At 31.6% G+C, this 18,450-nt stretch carries 19 protein-coding genes and 4 pseudogenes; 12 read left to right on the forward strand and 11 right to left on the reverse strand.

The window, feature by feature from the left end; all coding sequences use genetic code 11:
• Positions 1-695 (reverse strand): IS6-like element ISBwe2 family transposase (locus tag NSQ08_RS29620; protein ID WP_340780629.1); only part of this gene is annotated, 695 nt, incomplete at its 3' end.
• A 262-nt stretch (positions 696-957) separates the two neighbouring features.
• Between NSQ08_RS29620 and NSQ08_RS29625 the strand changes: the two genes are divergently transcribed.
• On the forward strand, positions 958-1,341 hold the full coding sequence (locus NSQ08_RS29625) for a DUF3796 domain-containing protein (RefSeq protein ID WP_002144055.1): 384 nt from the start codon (positions 958-960) through the stop codon (positions 1,339-1,341).
• The gene (locus NSQ08_RS29630; protein ID WP_000172689.1) at positions 1,310-1,510 is read left to right on the forward strand and encodes a helix-turn-helix transcriptional regulator; all 201 of its coding nucleotides are present in this window, start codon (positions 1,310-1,312) and stop codon (positions 1,508-1,510) included. The genes NSQ08_RS29625 and NSQ08_RS29630 overlap by 32 nt, the downstream gene beginning before the upstream one ends.
• 426 nt (positions 1,511-1,936) lie before the next feature.
• On the opposite strand, the gene NSQ08_RS29635 is transcribed toward NSQ08_RS29630, so the two are convergent.
• Complete coding sequence (locus NSQ08_RS29635) at positions 1,937-3,025, reverse strand: saccharopine dehydrogenase NADP-binding domain-containing protein (RefSeq protein WP_002144057.1); 1,089 nt, start codon at positions 3,023-3,025, stop codon at positions 1,937-1,939.
• Positions 3,026-3,145: 120 nt separating this feature from the next.
• Positions 3,146-3,457 carry an ArsR/SmtB family transcription factor gene (locus NSQ08_RS29640; protein WP_000995769.1) on the reverse strand — a complete coding sequence of 104 codons (312 nt, stop codon included), beginning with the start codon at positions 3,455-3,457 and terminating at the stop codon, positions 3,146-3,148.
• A gap of 752 nt (positions 3,458-4,209) precedes the next feature.
• Here NSQ08_RS29640 and NSQ08_RS29645 point away from each other — a divergent pair.
• Complete coding sequence (locus NSQ08_RS29645; protein ID WP_340780630.1) at positions 4,210-4,968, forward strand: DUF975 family protein; 759 nt, start codon at positions 4,210-4,212, stop codon at positions 4,966-4,968.
• 402 nt (positions 4,969-5,370) lie between these two features.
• Positions 5,371-5,598, forward strand: coding sequence for a hypothetical protein (locus tag NSQ08_RS29650; protein ID WP_012259869.1), 228 nt, complete (start codon positions 5,371-5,373; stop codon positions 5,596-5,598).
• A 425-nt stretch (positions 5,599-6,023) separates the two neighbouring features.
• Here the strand turns inward: NSQ08_RS29650 and NSQ08_RS29655 are convergent, their stop codons facing one another.
• From NSQ08_RS29655 to NSQ08_RS29665, 3 genes are all read right to left on the reverse strand, one after another.
• Positions 6,024-6,152 (reverse strand): hypothetical protein, encoded by a 129-nt coding sequence (locus NSQ08_RS29655; RefSeq protein ID WP_265324914.1) that lies wholly within the window; start codon positions 6,150-6,152, stop codon positions 6,024-6,026.
• Positions 6,153-6,239: 87 nt separating this feature from the next.
• Positions 6,240-6,434, reverse strand: coding sequence for a hypothetical protein (locus tag NSQ08_RS29660; protein WP_002144060.1), 195 nt, complete (start codon positions 6,432-6,434; stop codon positions 6,240-6,242).
• 422 nt (positions 6,435-6,856) lie between these two features.
• Entirely contained in the window at positions 6,857-7,858 is a 1,002-nt protein-coding gene (locus NSQ08_RS29665; protein ID WP_340780632.1) for a helix-turn-helix domain-containing protein, read from the reverse strand.
• Between the two features lie 403 nt (positions 7,859-8,261).
• On the opposite strand from NSQ08_RS29665, the gene NSQ08_RS29670 reads away from it, so the two are divergent.
• A complete protein-coding gene (locus NSQ08_RS29670; RefSeq protein ID WP_340780633.1) occupies positions 8,262-9,434 on the forward strand; it encodes a tyrosine-type recombinase/integrase in 1,173 nt (390 codons plus the stop codon).
• 193 nt (positions 9,435-9,627) lie between these two features.
• A pseudogene (locus NSQ08_RS29675) lies at positions 9,628-9,723 on the forward strand (small, acid-soluble spore protein, alpha/beta type); the annotation flags it as partial.
• A gap of 753 nt (positions 9,724-10,476) precedes the next feature.
• Here the strand turns inward: NSQ08_RS29675 and NSQ08_RS30020 are convergent.
• Together NSQ08_RS30020 and NSQ08_RS29680 are read right to left on the reverse strand one after the other, a co-directional pair.
• Positions 10,477-10,704, reverse strand: a pseudogene (locus NSQ08_RS30020) (prealbumin-like fold domain-containing protein).
• Positions 10,659-10,880, reverse strand: a complete 222-nt coding sequence (locus NSQ08_RS29680; RefSeq protein WP_235707132.1) for a hypothetical protein — start codon at positions 10,878-10,880, stop codon at positions 10,659-10,661. Before NSQ08_RS29680 ends, NSQ08_RS30020 begins: the two are co-directional and overlap by 46 nt.
• Before the next feature lie 1,331 nt (positions 10,881-12,211).
• Here NSQ08_RS29680 and NSQ08_RS29685 point away from each other — a divergent pair.
• From NSQ08_RS29685 to NSQ08_RS29695, 3 genes are all read left to right on the forward strand, one after another.
• Positions 12,212-12,952, forward strand: a complete 741-nt coding sequence (locus NSQ08_RS29685; RefSeq protein ID WP_340780634.1) for a 2OG-Fe dioxygenase family protein — start codon at positions 12,212-12,214, stop codon at positions 12,950-12,952.
• Complete coding sequence (locus tag NSQ08_RS29690) at positions 12,949-13,695, forward strand: SDR family NAD(P)-dependent oxidoreductase (RefSeq protein WP_002144105.1); 747 nt, start codon at positions 12,949-12,951, stop codon at positions 13,693-13,695. Before NSQ08_RS29685 ends, NSQ08_RS29690 begins: the two co-directional genes overlap by 4 nt.
• A gap of 144 nt (positions 13,696-13,839) precedes the next feature.
• Positions 13,840-14,727, forward strand: a complete 888-nt coding sequence (locus NSQ08_RS29695; RefSeq protein WP_420796449.1) for a DMT family transporter — start codon at positions 13,840-13,842, stop codon at positions 14,725-14,727.
• A 160-nt stretch (positions 14,728-14,887) separates the two neighbouring features.
• Here the strand turns inward: NSQ08_RS29695 and NSQ08_RS29700 are convergent.
• Positions 14,888-15,466, reverse strand: a pseudogene (locus NSQ08_RS29700) (serine hydrolase); the annotation flags it as partial.
• A gap of 751 nt (positions 15,467-16,217) precedes the next feature.
• Here NSQ08_RS29700 and NSQ08_RS30025 point away from each other — a divergent pair.
• On the forward strand, positions 16,218-16,553 hold the full coding sequence (locus NSQ08_RS30025) for a hypothetical protein (protein WP_040963200.1): 336 nt from the start codon (positions 16,218-16,220) through the stop codon (positions 16,551-16,553).
• 180 nt (positions 16,554-16,733) lie between these two features.
• Here the strand turns inward: NSQ08_RS30025 and NSQ08_RS29710 are convergent, their stop codons facing one another.
• Complete coding sequence (locus NSQ08_RS29710; protein WP_063226272.1) at positions 16,734-17,186, reverse strand: DUF5065 family protein; 453 nt, start codon at positions 17,184-17,186, stop codon at positions 16,734-16,736.
• Entirely contained in the window at positions 17,107-17,520 is a 414-nt protein-coding gene (locus NSQ08_RS29715; RefSeq protein ID WP_157404386.1) for a DUF2538 family protein, read from the reverse strand. Before NSQ08_RS29715 ends, NSQ08_RS29710 begins: the two co-directional genes overlap by 80 nt.
• 270 nt (positions 17,521-17,790) lie before the next feature.
• Here NSQ08_RS29715 and NSQ08_RS29720 point away from each other — a divergent pair, with 270 nt between their 5' ends.
• Both NSQ08_RS29720 and NSQ08_RS29725 read left to right on the forward strand, forming a co-directional pair.
• Entirely contained in the window at positions 17,791-18,090 is a 300-nt protein-coding gene (locus tag NSQ08_RS29720) for an ArsR/SmtB family transcription factor (protein WP_002144111.1), read from the forward strand.
• Between the two features lie 292 nt (positions 18,091-18,382).
• Positions 18,383-18,450 (forward strand): annotated as a pseudogene (locus NSQ08_RS29725) (type B chloramphenicol O-acetyltransferase); the annotation flags it as partial.

Consider the following 18,450-nt stretch of genomic DNA (forward strand, 5'->3'; position numbering starts at 1 on the left):
CCAAACAATTGATGGATGAATTCTTTTTGATTTTGGACAGACTGGTCCCGTAAATCAACCTGTTCTTTTTTAATCATATGCATGACTTCTACTCCAGAAAGAATGGATGTAGCTGTGTCAAAACATTTGAACCCTAGCATAGAACGAATTCGTTTCTTTATAAAACGATGATCTTGTTCTACTATGTTATTCAAGTACTTTTGTTGTCTAAGTCGCATACCACCAGGTATGCTTTTTTCTTTTTTCAACTGTTCAATTGCAATAGGATAAGCTGGATTTTTATCGACTGTTATAACACGAGGTTTTGAAACATGAAAAGACTGCAAGGCCTTCTTGAAAAAGTGCTTTGCAGCCTTCTGGTCTCTTGTTTTGCTTAGGTAAAAATCGATTGTATTTCCTTTTGAATCAACAGCACGATACAGGTACATCCATTGACCTTTTACTTTGATATATGTTTCATCGACTCTCCAGGAGTCATTTGTTTGTTTAAGGTGACTTCGGATTCGTTTGTCCAATTTAGGACCGTACTGATGAACCCAACGCATAATCGTTGTATGAGAAATGGATAAGCCCCGTTCCTCCATCATTTCCACTAAATCACGAAAACTGTGGTTGTACCGTAGGTACCATCTTACCGTTAACAAAATAATATCAGGCTGATAATGTTTCCATTTGAATAAATTTTCCTTTTCCATACCAATCACGCACCTTCTTTAGATTAGTAGTATCAGTATGTCCAAGATTTGTAGATTTATTGCAATTGTCCTGAAGTTTTTGCACCAGAACCCACGCTAATAAGCTGTCCATATGGACAGCTTATTTACATAATTATCGAAAGCGGAAGTTAAAAGTATTGGTTTGAAACAAAGATATACCGTTTCAATTCCTTTTTATTTCGCTTTTTATGTGATATATTTATCGCATAAAGAGCGAAAAATATCACAAAGGAGATCTTATATGAAGAATAAATTAGCTTACTTAGGGTTTATTGGCTTTTTAGGTTTTTTGGCACCTTTCTCATTTTTAAGTGAAAATTCGTTTTCGCCTCACTACTATTTCCTTTTCTTTTTCTTTTTTTTATACGCAAAAGTTATACCAGATGAGCTTTTTATATTGCATGTTCGTATCGCCGCTACAAGGGCATTTTTTGTAACACTAGTATTTGGTAGTATATTACTCTTAAGTGTTTCTATTTTTGAAAATGTACATGTAATTCGTTTATTTTTTGCACTTTCAATTTTAATACCGTTAGGAACTTTTCTAATTAATTTAGAAATATTTGAACGTAGAGAAAAGAAAGGGATGCAGGATGACGTTGATTACTCGGATGAAAGAATATAGGGTAAAGCTAAATATGTCCCAAGGAGATTTAGCTAATAAGGTTGGAGTTAGAAGAGAAACAATTGGTAATCTCGAAAACGGAAAATATAACCCTTCATTAAAATTGGCTTACGATATTGCAAAAGTTTTAAAAGCACCTATTGAAGTGTTATTTTGGTTTGAAGACTAGTTTAATTCTAGTACAAGTGAATACAAGAGAAAAAATGATGAATGTTCTATTCATGCTCGGTTAACATAACGTCCTATTATCAGTAGCAAAGAAAAAGGGGAATCCTTACTCTCAGAAGGAATCCCCTTTTTTATTTTCTATAACGCTATTCATCTTTTTATACATTCCTATCCTGGAAGGGGTTTTAGGGTTCTCGTTTGTTACTGGATTAGCCGAAAAACTGTATAAAATCTTGCATACTCTTAACGTGGTTTTTTTCCAAAATGCTGGCGGTATCCCATGCCCATCAATTTAAGAATTTTATAACACCGCAGAACGAGAGAATGTACATTTTTACATGAAGATGCACATTCTCTCGTTTTGGAGATATTTATATTTCTTAGCTTGATAGCCATATGTGTACTACCACGAATAGAACGATACCTTTTATATATTTTCTTTCGTAATATTAACCCCATATTCCCTATAAAAATCTAAAATTGCAGATGCATTCACACCCAAATCTAATAAATTTTCCGGAAAGTAAATTTTAGAATCAGGAACCACAATATCAGATGGTTGTAAAATGTTCTCTGCTTGGACAGCTGCTCCTAAAGCAGTAAGGTGTGTCTGTCCTAACGGATCTGATATGTTCACACATCGTCTATGCAATACACCAGTTGCATCATAACCTTTAAGGTGAATAACTATGTTATGTGCACTTCCCCTTCCGGGTTTATAGAGAATATTTTTCCGTAATTCGGTAAATTTTTCTCCGCTAATCATTTTCCAAATCCCTGTATTCACCAGAGAAACCAGTCCATATGTAGATATTTTACTATCAAAAGCAATACGAAAGTTAGTCGAAACAGCATGAATTGATTCTGGCAGGGTTACGTGATCAGGTGTATCCAAACGATAACATTTGGTTATATAACCGTTGGGAAAGCGGATTTTGATTGGATTAGTCATTGGATAAGCTTGTTGCATTCCCTCTCGAGCTTTGACTTCAAACGGAATAGTTAACCGGTCCATATATGCTGTTGAATTTGGTCCTGCTTTGTCTTGAAGAGAATATAGTGCGTTGATATCAACCGTAACCTCTTGAAGATCTTTTGAATAAATTTTAGAAAAAAGGGCTGCAGTCCCCCCCATCCACCCTGAAGCTAATACAACAGGGGATTGGACCTCAATATTTTTTAATCGATCAATAGAACTCTTAAATCGTTCAGTCCAACGAGTAATGTCAACCAATGGAATTTTTTTTCGAACTGCAGATAGAAGTAGTCTATCTTGGGGGTCATTAACCGCATTAACAACTAATGTGAAATTATCATCCAAATTTCTTAAAGGATCATCTGTTGTGTTGTCTACCTTGACTATTTTTACTCTCTCTGATTCAAAAGGTAACGCTTTCCCTAAGGTTCTTCCTCCTAATCTAATTTCCAAATCAGGATGTCGATCATGTAAAATTCGAGCAATTTGACTACCAACAACTCCATACCCACCAACAATTAATACTGTTTTCTTATTCATCTGAAACCTCCATTTAAATTAGTGTGAGATTATAAGTTTAAATGATTAAAAACTTAAACCTTTCAACATAATATTGCTAAAAAAAGGGACAAGAGGTGTCCCTAAACTATAAATGAGTACCTAATTCTTACATTCATCTTCAACTAAAGAAACAAGTTCTTTTAAAAGATTTATTGTTTCATTAAATTCAAGACAATAATACATTTCAGTGCCTTTTTTCTGAACTTGAAGTAACCCAGATTGTTTCAATATTTTCAAATGATGAGATACAGTAGGTCTTGACATGGGAATATGCTCCGCAATTTGCGTCACATTCAAGCTATCTTTATCAATTAAAAGTGATACAATTTGCTGACGAGTTGGATCTCCCAACCCTTGAAAACATGGTCTTAAATTTTCTAAAATATGCATTACTTTATCATTACAGTTCATTTCGCTAACATTACCTTCCGTTTAATAATTTAATCATTTAAACGTATTATAAATTACATTACTATCTAATGCAATAAAGAAGTTGCACCAACTTTAAGTATAAATATAGAAAGTTTCATAAACAGCCACTTTTGATTTTCCAGATTTGTAAGAATATCGGTTCTTTTTTCTGTAACAATTGCAAAATCATTCCAGCTACAACCAGGGCAAACCCACGAAATTCACGAAGCCTATATCGGATTGTATCAAAAGCTTCCAACTCAAGTGATCCTGCTTCGTCTGTTTATCCTCCTACAGAAAAATGGGCGAAAGTTTCACTGTTATGAGAAAAAGACATTCTTTAATATTTTAGATGTTGTCTATAATTGTACTGTGTGTCACAAAAAAACAGCATAACAATAAATAAAATGACCTAACTTCTCATAAGTGACTGTTATAGTGATATAAAATTTTCGTTATGGGGGTAATTTAAAACATTAACTTGATAGCGATGTGGCGGTACCCCTACATGAAAATAAGTAAAAAAATGGAGAATCATTCGCCTGAATATATAGAATTTTTAACAAAAATTCATAATTATGTTATATAATGATGTTAACAAACCATATTTTAGGCATTACCCCCGATTGTGTAGAATAAATGATTTTTTGATGAGCTAAAGTATTTGGCTAAAAGAACTTGTAGCGGGGCCTGCTACAAGTTCTTTTATTTTTTCAGTAAAGGAAAATAAGAAAAAAGGAGGGAATACAAGTATGACAAGAAATTTAAAGAAAGCAGCACTTAATTCGTTAGATGGTAAATGGGGGGTAGGTATAGGAGTATCAGCGTTAAACTATTTTGTACCTACTCTTAGTGCATCAGCAATCGCGACATTCATGTATTTAATAGTTGGCCTGTTTATTGGGGTAATTGGTTTGGATGTAATCTTTGTTTATTCAATTAGTGGGCAACCCCAAGTAGACCCTACTGCACTAGTTTTACTTATTCTAATTTATATTTTTTTAGGACTTATTTGTTTCTTAATTTACAGTTCCATACAAGGCATCTTTAATTATGGATATTCTGCTTTCACCTTACATTTAGGGAAAAATGAAGACGCTAAAGTGGACGATGTATTTCTAGGGTTTAAGAAAAGCAATTTGTTTAGATCAATAAAATTGGGACTGTTGCAAGCTATTTTTCTTTTTTTATGGAGTCTCTTATTAATTGTTCCAGGTATTATTAAATATTTTTCTTATTCCATGTCGTATTACATATTAGTAGAGAATCCTGATTATACAGCAAGTGAAGCATTGAGGGAAAGTAAAAGAATAATGAAAGGACAAAAGCTAAAGTTATTTGTTCTTTGGTTATCATTTATTGGTTGGTTTTTATTAGCCGTATTTATAGGAATGTTTACATTTAATCTATCATTTATTTTCATTTCTCCTTATTACAACACAACTGTCTCACATTTTTACTTAGATTTAATTAAAAAACAGGATGCTGGAGAAGCGAAGGTAAGTATATAAATAGGAAGAAAGTATGTATAAGGTGAAATATATACTTTCTTGATAGTGGATATGCGATTAAGCATATCCACTTTTTAATATTATATTAAAAGACTTAAGCTGCTGGATATATCATGTTTATTATGATTTGAGCAAGGATACCGCAAACGTGTTGCAAGTTAGAGTGAATAGGGTAAGGATATCACAAACGTGTTGCAAGTTGGATAAATTAGGGGTAGCACCACATGCCCATCAAGCTAAGATTTTGAAGTACCCCCATAACGAAAATTTTATGCATCGTTGACTACTGATAATGATAGGTTATGTAAACTTAACATGAATACCTTATGCAATCAAAATACCTTTCATCATCTATATTCTTGATGTGTTACAATCTGGATAAAAGGTAGAGGGAGATAGACAATGGAAGAAATCATTAAAGAGATTGTTTCGCCAAGCAAAAGATACAAAGTCCAAGTTATCAAACGAAATGATGGTTTTTTCAGTACAGAAGTTTTTGCGTGGTTTGAGGATTACGGATATGAGTATTGGGCTCCAATTAAACAGGGGTTATCGTTAATTGATACAGAAAAACATGCCATAGCCATAGCAATGGAAGACTTAAAAGTGTATTCAGGTGAGAATGATTAGTGGGTGTGGACTACACTCCTCTCCGAACAGAGGAGCGGGTTGTTGTATTTAAATAAAAGGTTTATAGGAACTAAATTTTTAGAAAGAAGGAATTACAAATAATTAAGATATGCTCTAATTGTGGATCTAAAGAGATTGGACAAGGTTCATTAGATGCACAGGCATGTTTAAGACCGATTAATACAGGTAAACACTCTGGTCAGTTTTCAAGAGTTATTGCTGATGTTTGTACAGAGGGCGGTACCATTTTATCTATGAAAGTAGAACACTCAGAGTATTTTAAAACGAATAGATAACAACTTTAGCTAACGCCAATTATGTGAATAAAAAGTCCCTTCAGATTAATCTGAAGGGACTTTTTATAGATTTTTAAATATATAGACTACTGATAAGTGTTGTTATGTTAATTAACACCACTCCTTGTTTTATAATGTGAAGTTTGCAATGAAATAGCCAAATTCATAACCTATTTTTACTACTCCGGACCCTAATATTATATATAGAGAACATTTAATAAATGGATTTTCTTTTAAGAAGTTTTGTAGATTATTCAAGTTGAATCCTCCATGTTAATTTTATTAGCTTGATAGCGATACCCCAAATAGACTTAAATCTATTTTATCTTTTTTTGTTATATATATTTAGTTTTTAATTTGTTTCATTAATGCTTTAGCTGCTACAAGTAACATGAAACTGTTGAGGACTAAACCTCCTAAATTTACATAAAAGAGATTTGATTTTGTAAAATTGTATATACCGGTTAATACAAAACCGGAAAAGATAAATGAGGCTATTATAAGGGATACTGTTTTTTGCTTATTTGAGTATGAATTCATTTTTACTCCTCCTTAAGATTACTTATTTAATTTATGAGGTGATAATTGAAAAAAAACTAATGCGTTAATTTTTTCTATATAATGGATACCAGTAATTATATAGAAAAAAATCAATATATTCAATCGTACTTATATAATAGTAAATGGAGGACTAAGATATTTTGGTTTTTTACTTGTAGGGGTACCGCCCCATCGCTATCAAGCTAATAAAAAGAAATACCCTCAATTAGAGTAATAGTATCAGTATGTCCAAGTTTTAGAGATTACTTGCAATTATCTTGAAGTTTTCGCACTAGAACCCATTTGTGCACACTGTAGTGCTTTAAAGATAGAACATCTAAATTTCCTTATATAGATAATTAATGCTTAGAAGAGAATCAAGTATAAATTGAGCGATTTAAAAAAGCGTAGAAAATTAAATTCTACGCTTTTTCTAAATTTGTTATATAAAATTTTACAGCTTGCAATAAGAATTCTTCCTGTCCCATACCAGCATCCGCGGCCATTTGAACTACTTTTTGTTTAAATTCATGATCCGCATGAAAAGTTAATGGCTCTACATTACTTTTAAAATAAATCCCTTCTACATGTGGAAGTATCGTGCCGGATTTCATATGAGAATGTAAGTATTTAATCTCTTCTTGAAATTGCAATGGATCAACTTGTAATACGAAAGGTTTAATTTCTAATTTAATAGTATCAGATGAAATACTCAATCGCATATTTGTGACACCTAGCTCTTTATAAAATAAATTTATTAGATTATAAATGATGGAATTAAATAGCTGAGGTTTTTTAAATGAAAAAGATAAATACCCTCGTTTTGTAATTACAGCTTGTTTATGGAAAGGTTCAAAGGAGTAATCATGTTCCTTATAAGTGGATAGAGGGAAAATTTCTTCGTCTTCTGTAAGAATCTTGCCGTCTGCTCCATTGATCTCTATTACTCTAGCTATTTTTCCGGTATGTTGATGTGTTAATAATTGATATAAATATATATCTTCTTCTTGAATCTTAGTAATGAATGTTTTTCGCTCTTTTGATGTAGTTTTTTCATAAGTAAGTTGAAAAGTTTCAAGGTCATCTTTATCAATGATATATACTTCTTTTCCACGTTTTTCAATCTTTGAAGCAGGTAATTTACCAGATTTGATATATGTAAAAACTGTAGATGTTGCTACATTGAGAATTTCAGCTGCTTCTTTTGTGCTATAACCCTCAACCTCTTCAATATTTTTTAAACGTTCAATATCCTCTAAATAGAAAATCTTACTACCGAATTGCTTCCAATTATCTTTATATACACATTCTATTAATCCATCTTTTTCTTTTTGTAAAATTGTTTGTACCGTTACTCCTAATAAGCCGGCTGCCTCTTTTGTCGTTACAGTAGGTTTTGTAATGAACAATAAATCTTGTGTCATGTAAGGACACCTCCATAACTATTGTTTGCTAGTATTTTAGATATGTATATATCATATCAGAATAGGAGTTAAATTTAAAATAAGAAATAGAATTTATTAAAGTTCTTATACATTTTTATAGTTTAAAAATATTTGTAGTTTATTTTATATTTTAATGGGTTTTTATAGTTAATTTAATTATAAAAGCAATTTTAATATAAAGTAGTTAATCGTTAAACTATATCTATTTACTAATAATTTATAAAAAAATATAAGTATAGGTTAATGGAGAAGAATATAGTATTCTTACAGAAAGAATATGAATTTTAATTTGTATAATTGATAGAAGTGAAATAAAATGATAAGTATAGTTAATAAAGAGAATTATATTCATAATCTTCAATAGGAGAGGTGAATTTGAAATATGGATAATGAAAGTGGAAGAGAAAACTTACCTATTATAAATAATCAAAGTGAATGTATAGATACATATGTAGCTAATATAAGAGATATCTTTCCATTCCTGCATAACAATCGTTATGTAGATAAAGTGGAAGAGAAGATGGAGATTGCAGAAAAAGAGGGAAAGAGTAAATATACGTATTTAAGTGACATGGAAGTCATTTATCATTTCGTACATTTACAAAAAGATATGGATGAGAAGAAGAATAGAAAAGAGGATACGAAAAAAAGTTATGTATCTGAAATTTTATCATTTTGTCAGTGCATGGTGCAGCATGCAGAGGATTTCGAATTAAATGGGGGGGAAGTACAGCAAAATGACTCTTTATTAAAAACATTGCAACCTTGGCATATTCGTAAATACCACTCTTGGTTGAAGCAGGTAGAGAACGGTAGGAATGGGGAAACATATGCAGTCGCAACACTTGCAAAAAAAACAGTGCTCATTCGTTCTTTTCTAAAACACCTTCATGTTTTTTCTTATATTGAAAAGCCTCTTCATGAGGAACTACAGCGTGCAAATGTAAATGAACAGGATCGGCCGAATCGGGATCTATCTTATGATGAAGTTATGAAAATTTTAGGGTTTTATAAAGAAAGAGGGCATTTAGTAAACTATACAATCTTACTAGCTCTAGCAAGTACCGGTGCAAGAATTCAAGAATTGTGTACAACAAGGGTAAAAGATTTACACTATGACGGAAAGTATTGGTTAAGAGTCAAGGGTAAAGGGGATAAAGTGCGTGAACTTTTCATTTCTGAACAATTATTCCAATGTATTTGTGAAATGAGACGAAGAAGAGGGTTCCAAACTATATTGGATCGAGGAGATGAAAGTCCTTTATTTGTAAATCAAAGAGGGAATTTTTATAATTCAAAAACGTTATCGAACCAGGTAACGGATATGATAAAAAAGACCAATTTAGAATTTCTACAGTATCGTGAAAATCCTGTAACGGCGCATACATTCCGTCATGCTTTTGCAATTATGGCAGTTGAACAAGGAAATGCAGATTTATATCATTTAATGCAAACATTGGGGCATGAAAATATCCAAACAACAAAAATCTATTTAGAAAAGCACATGAAACGAAAGAATAATGTGGGTACCTCATTTGCAGATTTGTTAGTGTGAATTTACAACAATCAATACCTTATTTAATTATGTGTTTTTTACATGATTAAATAAGGTTTTATTTGTGCTAAAAATAAATAAATAGGCTGGATTGGATAATGCAATGATATTTTAATTTCACCTGTAATTAAATGTATTTGAGTGGATAAGTTTAGAGATGGTTAGTGAATTTGGGGAAGACTTGACTTAGATATCAGCACGTGAAAATAATTCTGTAGGTGGAGAAATTACAAAACACTTAATTCGAATGGCTGAAGAACAATTATCTGGTCAATATAGATTACACTAAGTTAAAGAGAAAAATATTACATAAAAACGGGTTATTTTTACCTTTTTTTACATTTAATTCGAAAAATGATCATGAATCCAAAAATCGACCTCTCAGATTCCTTTATAATCTTTTTTATTGGTTAAGGTAATACTATAGATATTGATTGAAAATAAATCCCATAGGGGAGATAAGAGGATGGTTAAACGTTTATTTGTTTTCGTTCATAATTTTAAGTGCATTATATTTATAGGTAATTTGATTATTAATTAAAAATGAAGTGGAAAATTCAAGTATCCATATTTTTATAAATATAAAGTAATATACAAAGAATGCCTAATACAAAATGGATTTAAAGCAATAATTCCTAAGTGACATTTCTTTTGTTATAGAATAAATAAATCCAGGTATTGCAGTAACTACTGTTTTGAGGTCAATTTACTGTGCACTAAGTGTCTAAAGTCTACTTTTACTTTGGCTTTATATTGCAGCACCTCTTAATTAGAGGTGCTGTTTTTTGTTAATTAACAATCATTGTACTCAGAAAATTAATAATATGTTATGCGATGCGGTAATAAAGCTAGGTAGCATAGAGACTGTTAATACAAAGATTAACAGCATATTAAAAATCTTTTAAATATGTCTTGTCTCCTTTACTATTTCTATAAATTTTGAAATCTATTCATTTCTTCCTCTTTTGCGGAAAAATAAAACTAATGTTGCGACCATTAATATAGTGCCAATTAGATAAAAATAGTTGGCACTATACCGCCATTATTTTGAATATTCCATTCGTTTTTTTGTGTTTTCTACTTTTATGTTTTGTAATGATGATAAGACCTCTACCTCAAATGGATCTCTAAATAACACATATCCATTTGGTGCTTGAATTTCTTCCGCTGTGTATTTTCCGAATCATAGTGGTTCAGAAGTAGCCTTACCATTTTCATCTGTTGTTAATTTCTCAACCTCTTTACCATCTTTGTCTGAAATTTGGAACACAGCATTTTTACATTTGAATCAGCAGCATCCACTTTTTCAATCTTATTTTGTTCAAGTGATTGAATTGAAATTTTGGCTGTCGGTTCTTGCGGTGGTACAGTATCTCCTGTGACTCTCGCTGTATTTTGAATCTCTTTTCCAGCTTGGCCCTCGCATAGAATACCACTGTATGCCACTTTGTATTTGTATTTTGTAGGTTCTTCACTGTTTTCTCGTATTCTATAATTGGATCTTGTAGAATCAAGAAACTACCTTCGCTCATTTCAGTGTCGTTTAGAAAATTACAAGAAAAAGATCTATTTCTTTCCACTCAGATAAAGAGTCTTTCACCTTTTTTCTATCTGCTTCGATATTTAGATGTTAAGTACAAATAAATAATATATGATTTTCATAAAAAAAGTATAGTAATATTTTGTCGTGAATTGTACTATTTTGATATTTTATAGTAATATTTGTCGTGAGTTATACCTGACGGAAAATATTTTATGAATCTACAAAGGAACAATGTAAAAAATCAGCATTTAATCTAATTAAAAGGAGAAGGTAATGAATAATTCTATCGATATACAACACTTGTGTGATCTCGCACATAAAGCCTTTAACGAATTCCCCGAAAGAATTCTCCTTCCTCAAGCGTGTGAAGGGTGTAGCCCAACGGTAGGTGGGAGATGAATTTCGGTTTGGCGTAGCCAAAAAGTGCGTAACTGTGCTTTTTATTTTCTCTATGATACCTCCTCAATAACAACTGGTCTTTCCATATTCCTAATCCCCTTATGTATTTTGCGCTTGAACATAATATCAAATTTAGATTACATGGAAATATATTTAAGGGTGATAGCACTACATACAACTGAATATTAAATTAGCAAAAGATTGTTGAAAAAGAAGATAAAAAGAGAATGCATTCGAAATAAGGGTTCAATGTTTTGCTAATAGATTAGCGCTGGACTAGGATGACGGTGGTCATGCATAGCGTTCCATTTAGCAGTGGTGGTTCTTTATATTTTATAATCAAGAAATAACGATATGAATATTTGCATTTGATTTAACACTTAGTTTTTTCAATAATAAAAATATGGAGAGAAAACATTCTACTAATAAAAGGTAATATTTTACCTTTTTAAAAAATCAATTCTCGTCTTTATATACATATATTTATACAGATGGATTAATCGACGTTATTTGAAAAGAATTTATTTGAATGATACATCTGACATTTTGGAGAGGACAAGCAAAAATGGGGAATAAAGAGAAAAAGCCTAGCGAGTCAGAATAAAAAACTAATTAAAATAAAATTTCATACAATTCGAAAAAGTTTGCAGAAATTCTCTAATATGGTTTATACTGTAATGGGAGTTATTAATAACCAAATAGTTAATGGATAGTTAATGTTGTGTATTAATTTAACAAGTTATATTTAAGGTTATTAAACATATTACTCCTCAACCCATGCTTCATGCTGAATATACAGTGGGGAAAATATAATTTGAAAGTTTGAGGTGCTCTTATGCTATCAACAGTTTCTAATAAGACAAGCAGTTTTGACGTAGAACAAAAGGTACATGAATTCGAATCAAATGGATACATTCAAATCTCTAATGATATTTTTTTACAAGATCAAGAAGATCAAGCATTACTTACGAAAGCACAGTTAGACTACTACAGCTTACAAAACGACGCATATGGCGAATGTCGCGCTAGAGCCTATTCAAGATATATAAAATACGCTGGTTCTTCAGATTATGTTCTAGATACAGACAATGGATATTTCCAATCTGAAGAATATAATTATGACGATGGTGGGAAAATTAGAAATTTCAACAGTATAACAGATGAATTTTTACATAATTCATTAATTGAGAAAATTGTTCGCTTTGATAGTGAATTTGCATCTAATACAAATATACTTGATACAAGTAAGGATTTGGTTATAGGTCTACATCAAGTAAGATATAAGGCAACTAGAGAAAATCCTTCTTTTAGCTCTCCAATTTGGCTACATAAGGATGATGAGCCGATTGTCTTTTTACATCTCATGAATTTAAGTAATACAGCTCTTGGCGGAGACAATCTGATTGCAAACAGCCCTAGGGAAATTAACAAGCTTATTAGCTTGAAGGATCCCCTAGAAACTTTAGTATTTGGACAAAAGGTATTCCACGCTGTAACACCACTAGGAACAGAGTGTAATACAGAAGCCTTACGTGACATTTTATTAGTAACGTTTTCTTATAAGGAGCCAAAATGATAAAAAATAAGACTATTATGATCTCAGGCGCCAACAGTGGTATAGGAAATGCTTGTATTGAATATTTTTTAGAAAAATCATTCAATGTAATAGCTCTTGATATTAATACAAATAAATTAGTAGACTATACAAAAACACATACGTCTTTTAAGTTAGTACAAATAGATTTAAGTAACAGCAATGAGATTAATAATCTTTTTATACAATTGGATACAGATACCCTTTGTCCCGACATACTTATAAACGCGGCTGGTATCAGGGAAATAACACCTGTATTAGAACTCTCTGATGATCTATTTAAAAAAGTAATAGATGTTAATTTAGTAGCACCATTTATTCTTTCAAGGGAAGCTGCTAAGCGTTGGTACAAGTCTAAAACAAAAGGTTGCATAGTAAATATAGCATCTGTTTCAGGATTAATGGCTGAACCTGAAAGAGCAGCTTATGTTGCATCAAAACATGCTCTAATTGGACTTACTAAACAGATGGCTATGGAATTTGGTAAGCAGAACATACGAGTGAACAGTATTTCTCCCGGTGTCATTAGGACAGAGCTTACAGAAGAATATTTTAGTGATGAGCGTTTGGTATCCCTTATAAAAAGCAATCAATCCTTAGATACGTGGGGACTACCGCAGGATATTGTTTCGTGTATTGAATATTTAATTTCTGATCAGGCTCGCTTTGTTACAGGTTCCAACTTTGTCATAGATGGTGGTTGGACAGCTGGGAAGAATTTATAATTAAGTGTTTTTTGTAGATAAATTAAAAGCACCTGCCCTTTATAGAAGGACGGTGCTTTTCTTACTAAAAATTAGATATTTAACGGGGGGATTAAATTGATTCAACAAAATTCTATTGAGAGAAAATCATTACCGGCTTTGAAGATGATAATATCAATGGTTATTTTCGGTTCAGTCGGCTTTTTTTCCGTACAAACAAATTTACCTTCATTTGAGTTGGTATTTGTACGATGCATTTTTGCTACAATATTTTTAGGTCTATGCTGGCTAATTACTGGACAGTACAAACATGATAAATGGGAACGAAAAGAAGTTATTCAAGTCTTGATATGTGGATTTTTCCTTGTATTTAATTGGGTATTTTTATTTAAAGCGTTTGAAAATATGTCAGTCACAGTTGCAATATCAGTCTATCACCTTGCTCCAATAATTGTACTTATCATTGGAAGTATTGTTTTTAAAGAAAAATTAACAGTATTATCTGTTATCTCTATCATTATCTGCTTTGTAGGAGCGTTATTAATCGCTGGCATAAACAAAAACTTCTCTTTCGACTCGTTAATGTCTTCTGGCATGGTTTGGGGACTTCTCGCAGCTCTGTTTTATGCATTTACAACTTTATTTGGGAAAGGTATTAAGAACATGAGTGCTTATGCAATGACCTTTTTGCAAACATTTTTAGGGATTTTTCTTCTAATACCCTTTATAGATTTTGATGCATTCCATGGACTGACTCAAAGTAATTGGACGTATATTATAGCAACCGGCCTTATCCATACAGGATTGGTATACTACTTATTCTTTGATAGCTTACGTGATTTATCAACAAAATTAATCTCGATATTAGTTTTTTTAGATCCAGCTGTAGCAATTTTATTGGACACGGTGCTTACAGGATTCCGACCAACTTTAATGCAAGTATCAGGGATTACTCTAATTTTTGTTGGTATGGCTCTAACTTTCAAAAAATCTAAAAATAAGACTCAAAAATTTAAAAAACAAACTATAGAAGACGACGCTCGTGTATTGTAAAACAATCAAATCATAAAAAAACACTTGCTACATAATTGGGGTAGCAGTACATGTCCATCAATCTAGTGAAAAGAAACACCCCAAAACAGTAAAAATTCATGAAATTCTTGTTTTGGGGACATCATGAAAACTTAGCTTGATTGTCATGTATGGTGACCCCTAATAGTTCACGTTTATCAAGTGGAAGTACAGTTCCTAATGTAAAAGATTGAAGCGTCTTAGCTATCGCTTCTGATGTACTGGTATCATGTGTTTCTCCTGGATTCACTTCATTTAATTCAGGTTCAAATCGTTCTGAAGTAGTAACAGTATCACCAATTTCTCTTAATATTTTTTCAAACTCAGAGGGACCACCTAATTGTTTAAGAATCAAATTATGTGCCGTACTGTCACTATATCGAACAGAAGCATCAGCAAGTTCTTTTAACGTCATTCCTGTATCAACATGCTTTTCTGAAATTGGATTATAATTAGAAAGATCTTCACGAGTAGACGTAATCCTTTAATCAAGAGCTTCTATTGAGTTTTGACGTAAAAGAGCTCCCGCAGCTAATGATTTGGATGTAGATGCAAATGCAAAACGATCATCTGATCGATAAGAAACAGTTTGATTCGTACCCGTGTCCAATGCATAAATACCGAGTTTAGCATCAAATTCTTTTTCAAGGTTAGCAAATGAATGATTACCTGTATTTTCTTGTTTGGTTTGTTTAGTTTGAGTATTAGTTTTATTAGTGGGGTTGAAGAGAGAATGAAGAAATAGTTCTTGATTTATCAATTAGAACTACCTGAAAGATAAAAATGAGCACTTTGAAATAACCCGCATAACCAATATGATGAAGTATTAATTAGTTGATATATATAATAAAGGGAGCATCCAAAAAGGTGCTTTTTTTCTTTTGGAATAGAAATCCCTTTGTTAACTATATTTTAAATATAATCAATAATTACGGTACGTGAAGTTTTATAAAATGTGCATGAGATTACATTTCATAAAAGTAGGGAAGAATGGAGTGTTAGAGTATTAGTCAAATGTATTTACCAATATAAAAACGGAGGGGTGTTATGAACGCATTTTTTAGAGAGTCTAAGCGGTCTTTAAACGCGTTTAGTGCTGCAAATACATACTTAGATTGCTTAGTGCAAACTAAAACGTATTTGCAGCTCCTAATACTAATCATACTTTGTATTGCTACAGTTTACATACCTTTCCCTTCATTTACGCTTAATTATATAAATAAAATAGATATACTGATGCAATACATAATTAAAGCAGTATATTTTTCGTTTCCTATCTCATATGTTTTTCTATTCATAATGTGGAATCAAAGATTTTTGATTTCTAAAAAAATTACTTGCCGGCAGCTAAAAACATCTTTCTTCAGTGCTTTCATTATTTACATTATAATGTTGTTTTTTTGTCTGTACTAATAGCTCTTACAACATTCAATGGAACATCTAACCCCATTGAAAATGAAGGGATGACCAATATGTTCCTTAAAACGCCTGGTATTGCAATTCAATTATTTGGTGAGAACATTATGTTTGTATCTATATTATTCATTTGGCACAAAATCATACGTTCCTTCATAATAAGTCCCATTCCTTCAATTACAACCTCTTTAATTTTGTCTGGAAGCTCATTTGGACTACTCCATCTTTCTACATATAATTATAATTGGGTGCAATGTTTAGCTATCATCGGTATACCAGCTATCGCTCAAATGATTTTCTTTCTAATATTTAAAAATATTCATATGGGATATATGGTTCACTTCAATTACAATTTAATCATCATACTTTTTAACTACATAGTTTCTATTTAAACTATTTTATAACTAAAAATAAAAGAAAAGGTACCCCTGCTGCAAGGTACCTTTTCCAAGGGGTATAACTCATTGCCTGAGCGATCGTTGATCAAATAACGCTTAGACTCTTACATGAGTTATAATTTTATTATACATTGATCATATCAAAAATATTATCATTAGTGAAATTAACATTCATTATTTTTTAATTTTAAAGCTGCCACCATAATAATAATTTTCTCCAAGTTTCATAACAGCTACATATGATCCTGGCTTATAAACTGATGTAATAGGTGTTACAAATCTACCATAATTATGCTTAGTACCAGTATCATATATTGTTTTATATCTTTGCATATTTACTACTTCATTCTCATCTTCACTTAATCGATATATCTTTACAATACCTGTATCTTTACCACCTGTATAAATTCTAATGTCAAAAGTATCTCCTTGCTTCAAATCACCAAGGGCTAATTCTTGTAAGAAGTCTGCATTATGATGGAGTGAAAAATAGTTTTGCCATTGCCAGTCATCAAAAACCGGTGATGCTTTCTGTATAAATTGAGATTCAGCAGAAGCAGGTGTAATGCCTCCTGCAGTATAGGAAAATACACTTCCTCCAATAGTTAATGCTCCAATTATATCCATTGAATAAAGATTGACCAGCTTTAGCAAGTGGTAGGGTTGTTCCAGTAAGTGCGTCAGGATTTATTCCTTTTTTATCCCCTTGAGAATATATTAGTTCACCTAATGGAGAGTATTCTACCTTACAGGTACCCCAATCAAAACATTTGTATATTTCCGGATATGCAGTTATGTAAAAAGATGTCTCGTATTGAGGATCATCACTAGGTTCAACGCTTCTTGCATCTAATAGTTTGAGATAATTACGTTCATGTTCTTCATTTACAAAATACATTTCTTTATCTCCCTTGTGATATATATTTTTTTCATATTTTGAATAAACATTTGATATACACATAATTCTATACTCGAGACAATATCTTCGTATCCCTATAAAAGTAAATGATTAAAAACTAATTATTTTTGTTGACTATGAATGTGAAGTGTTCAAATGGCAAATTTACAAGATATAACTTCACGCAAACCACATATTAACTCCACTACATACACAAACTGAAATTGTATACTTTAGGTAGTTAAATTAATATTAAACATTCAAACATACTAATATTATGTAATACGGAAGTTACGCTAAGTTAGAGAAAACAAATAAGGGAGAGAAAAAACTATGACGAGATTTGCGAACCATCATGTAGATAACACGATTTTAGAAGAGGATGTAGAGCTTTTAAAAGTTATGGCACACCCAATGCGTTTAAAATTGATCAGTGAGCTTTCTAAACATAAAACACTAAATGTAACCCAAATGACTGAAATTTTAAATATTCCACAATCCACAGTATCCCAACATTTATCAAAAATGAGAGGGAAGGTTTTAAAGGGGAATCGTCAGGGATTAGAAATTTACTATAGCATCCAAAATCCTAAAGCTGAAGAAATTATGGGGTTATTAGGTCCAGTACAATAAGTTCTCTTATTTTTCACACAATAAAACATTTACTCTAATGCTTTAAGACTAAAATACTTTTATTATAGGCGCTCTATGTAGCGTCTTTTTATATTTTTAGTTACCATAGCATTGAAATAAGACTAAAACTGAAAATTAACTTCTTGGAAGTAATTCTAAACAATTCTCAATATAAAAAGGAAAGGGTAGAATGGTGATTCGTCGTTTAAAAAAATTAAAAAATGTGGCTGTCGTATTAAGCTTCTAAGTAAATTGCAAAAATCTACAATACTTAGAAGCGAGGAATATAGTTATGAAGCATCCATTATTTAATCATTGGTCTGAAACAAAGTATTTAAAAGATATAGTAACAAATCCACT

Origin of the sequence: Bacillus sp. FSL E2-8887 (assembly GCF_038007205.1) — a bacterium.
Lineage (GTDB): Bacteria > Bacillota > Bacilli > Bacillales > Bacillaceae_G > Bacillus_A > Bacillus_A mycoides.

Coding starts and splice junctions, on each gene's coding strand:
- NSQ08_RS29720 (WP_002144111.1), top strand. CDS start 17,791: ATGACGAGATTTGCGAACCATCATGTAGATAACACGATTTTAGAAGAG.
- NSQ08_RS29645 (WP_340780630.1), top strand. CDS start 4,210: ATGACAAGAAATTTAAAGAAAGCAGCACTTAATTCGTTAGATGGTAAA.
- NSQ08_RS29695 (WP_420796449.1), top strand. CDS start 13,840: ATGATAATATCAATGGTTATTTTCGGTTCAGTCGGCTTTTTTTCCGTA.
- NSQ08_RS29715 (WP_157404386.1), bottom strand. CDS start 17,520: ATGTGTATATCAAATGTTTATTCAAAATATGAAAAAAATATATATCAC.
- NSQ08_RS29665 (WP_340780632.1), bottom strand. CDS start 7,858: ATGACACAAGATTTATTGTTCATTACAAAACCTACTGTAACGACAAAA.
- NSQ08_RS29650 (WP_012259869.1), top strand. CDS start 5,371: ATGGAAGAAATCATTAAAGAGATTGTTTCGCCAAGCAAAAGATACAAA.
- NSQ08_RS30025 (WP_040963200.1), top strand. CDS start 16,218: ATGTTCCTTAAAACGCCTGGTATTGCAATTCAATTATTTGGTGAGAAC.
- NSQ08_RS29710 (WP_063226272.1), bottom strand. CDS start 17,186: ATGGATATAATTGGAGCATTAACTATTGGAGGAAGTGTATTTTCCTAT.
- NSQ08_RS29690 (WP_002144105.1), top strand. CDS start 12,949: ATGATAAAAAATAAGACTATTATGATCTCAGGCGCCAACAGTGGTATA.
- NSQ08_RS29625 (WP_002144055.1), top strand. CDS start 958: ATGAAGAATAAATTAGCTTACTTAGGGTTTATTGGCTTTTTAGGTTTT.
- NSQ08_RS29660 (WP_002144060.1), bottom strand. CDS start 6,434: ATGAATTCATACTCAAATAAGCAAAAAACAGTATCCCTTATAATAGCC.
- NSQ08_RS29685 (WP_340780634.1), top strand. CDS start 12,212: ATGCTATCAACAGTTTCTAATAAGACAAGCAGTTTTGACGTAGAACAA.
- NSQ08_RS29630 (WP_000172689.1), top strand. CDS start 1,310: ATGACGTTGATTACTCGGATGAAAGAATATAGGGTAAAGCTAAATATG.
- NSQ08_RS29640 (WP_000995769.1), bottom strand. CDS start 3,457: ATGAACTGTAATGATAAAGTAATGCATATTTTAGAAAATTTAAGACCA.
- NSQ08_RS29635 (WP_002144057.1), bottom strand. CDS start 3,025: ATGAATAAGAAAACAGTATTAATTGTTGGTGGGTATGGAGTTGTTGGT.
- NSQ08_RS29670 (WP_340780633.1), top strand. CDS start 8,262: ATGGATAATGAAAGTGGAAGAGAAAACTTACCTATTATAAATAATCAA.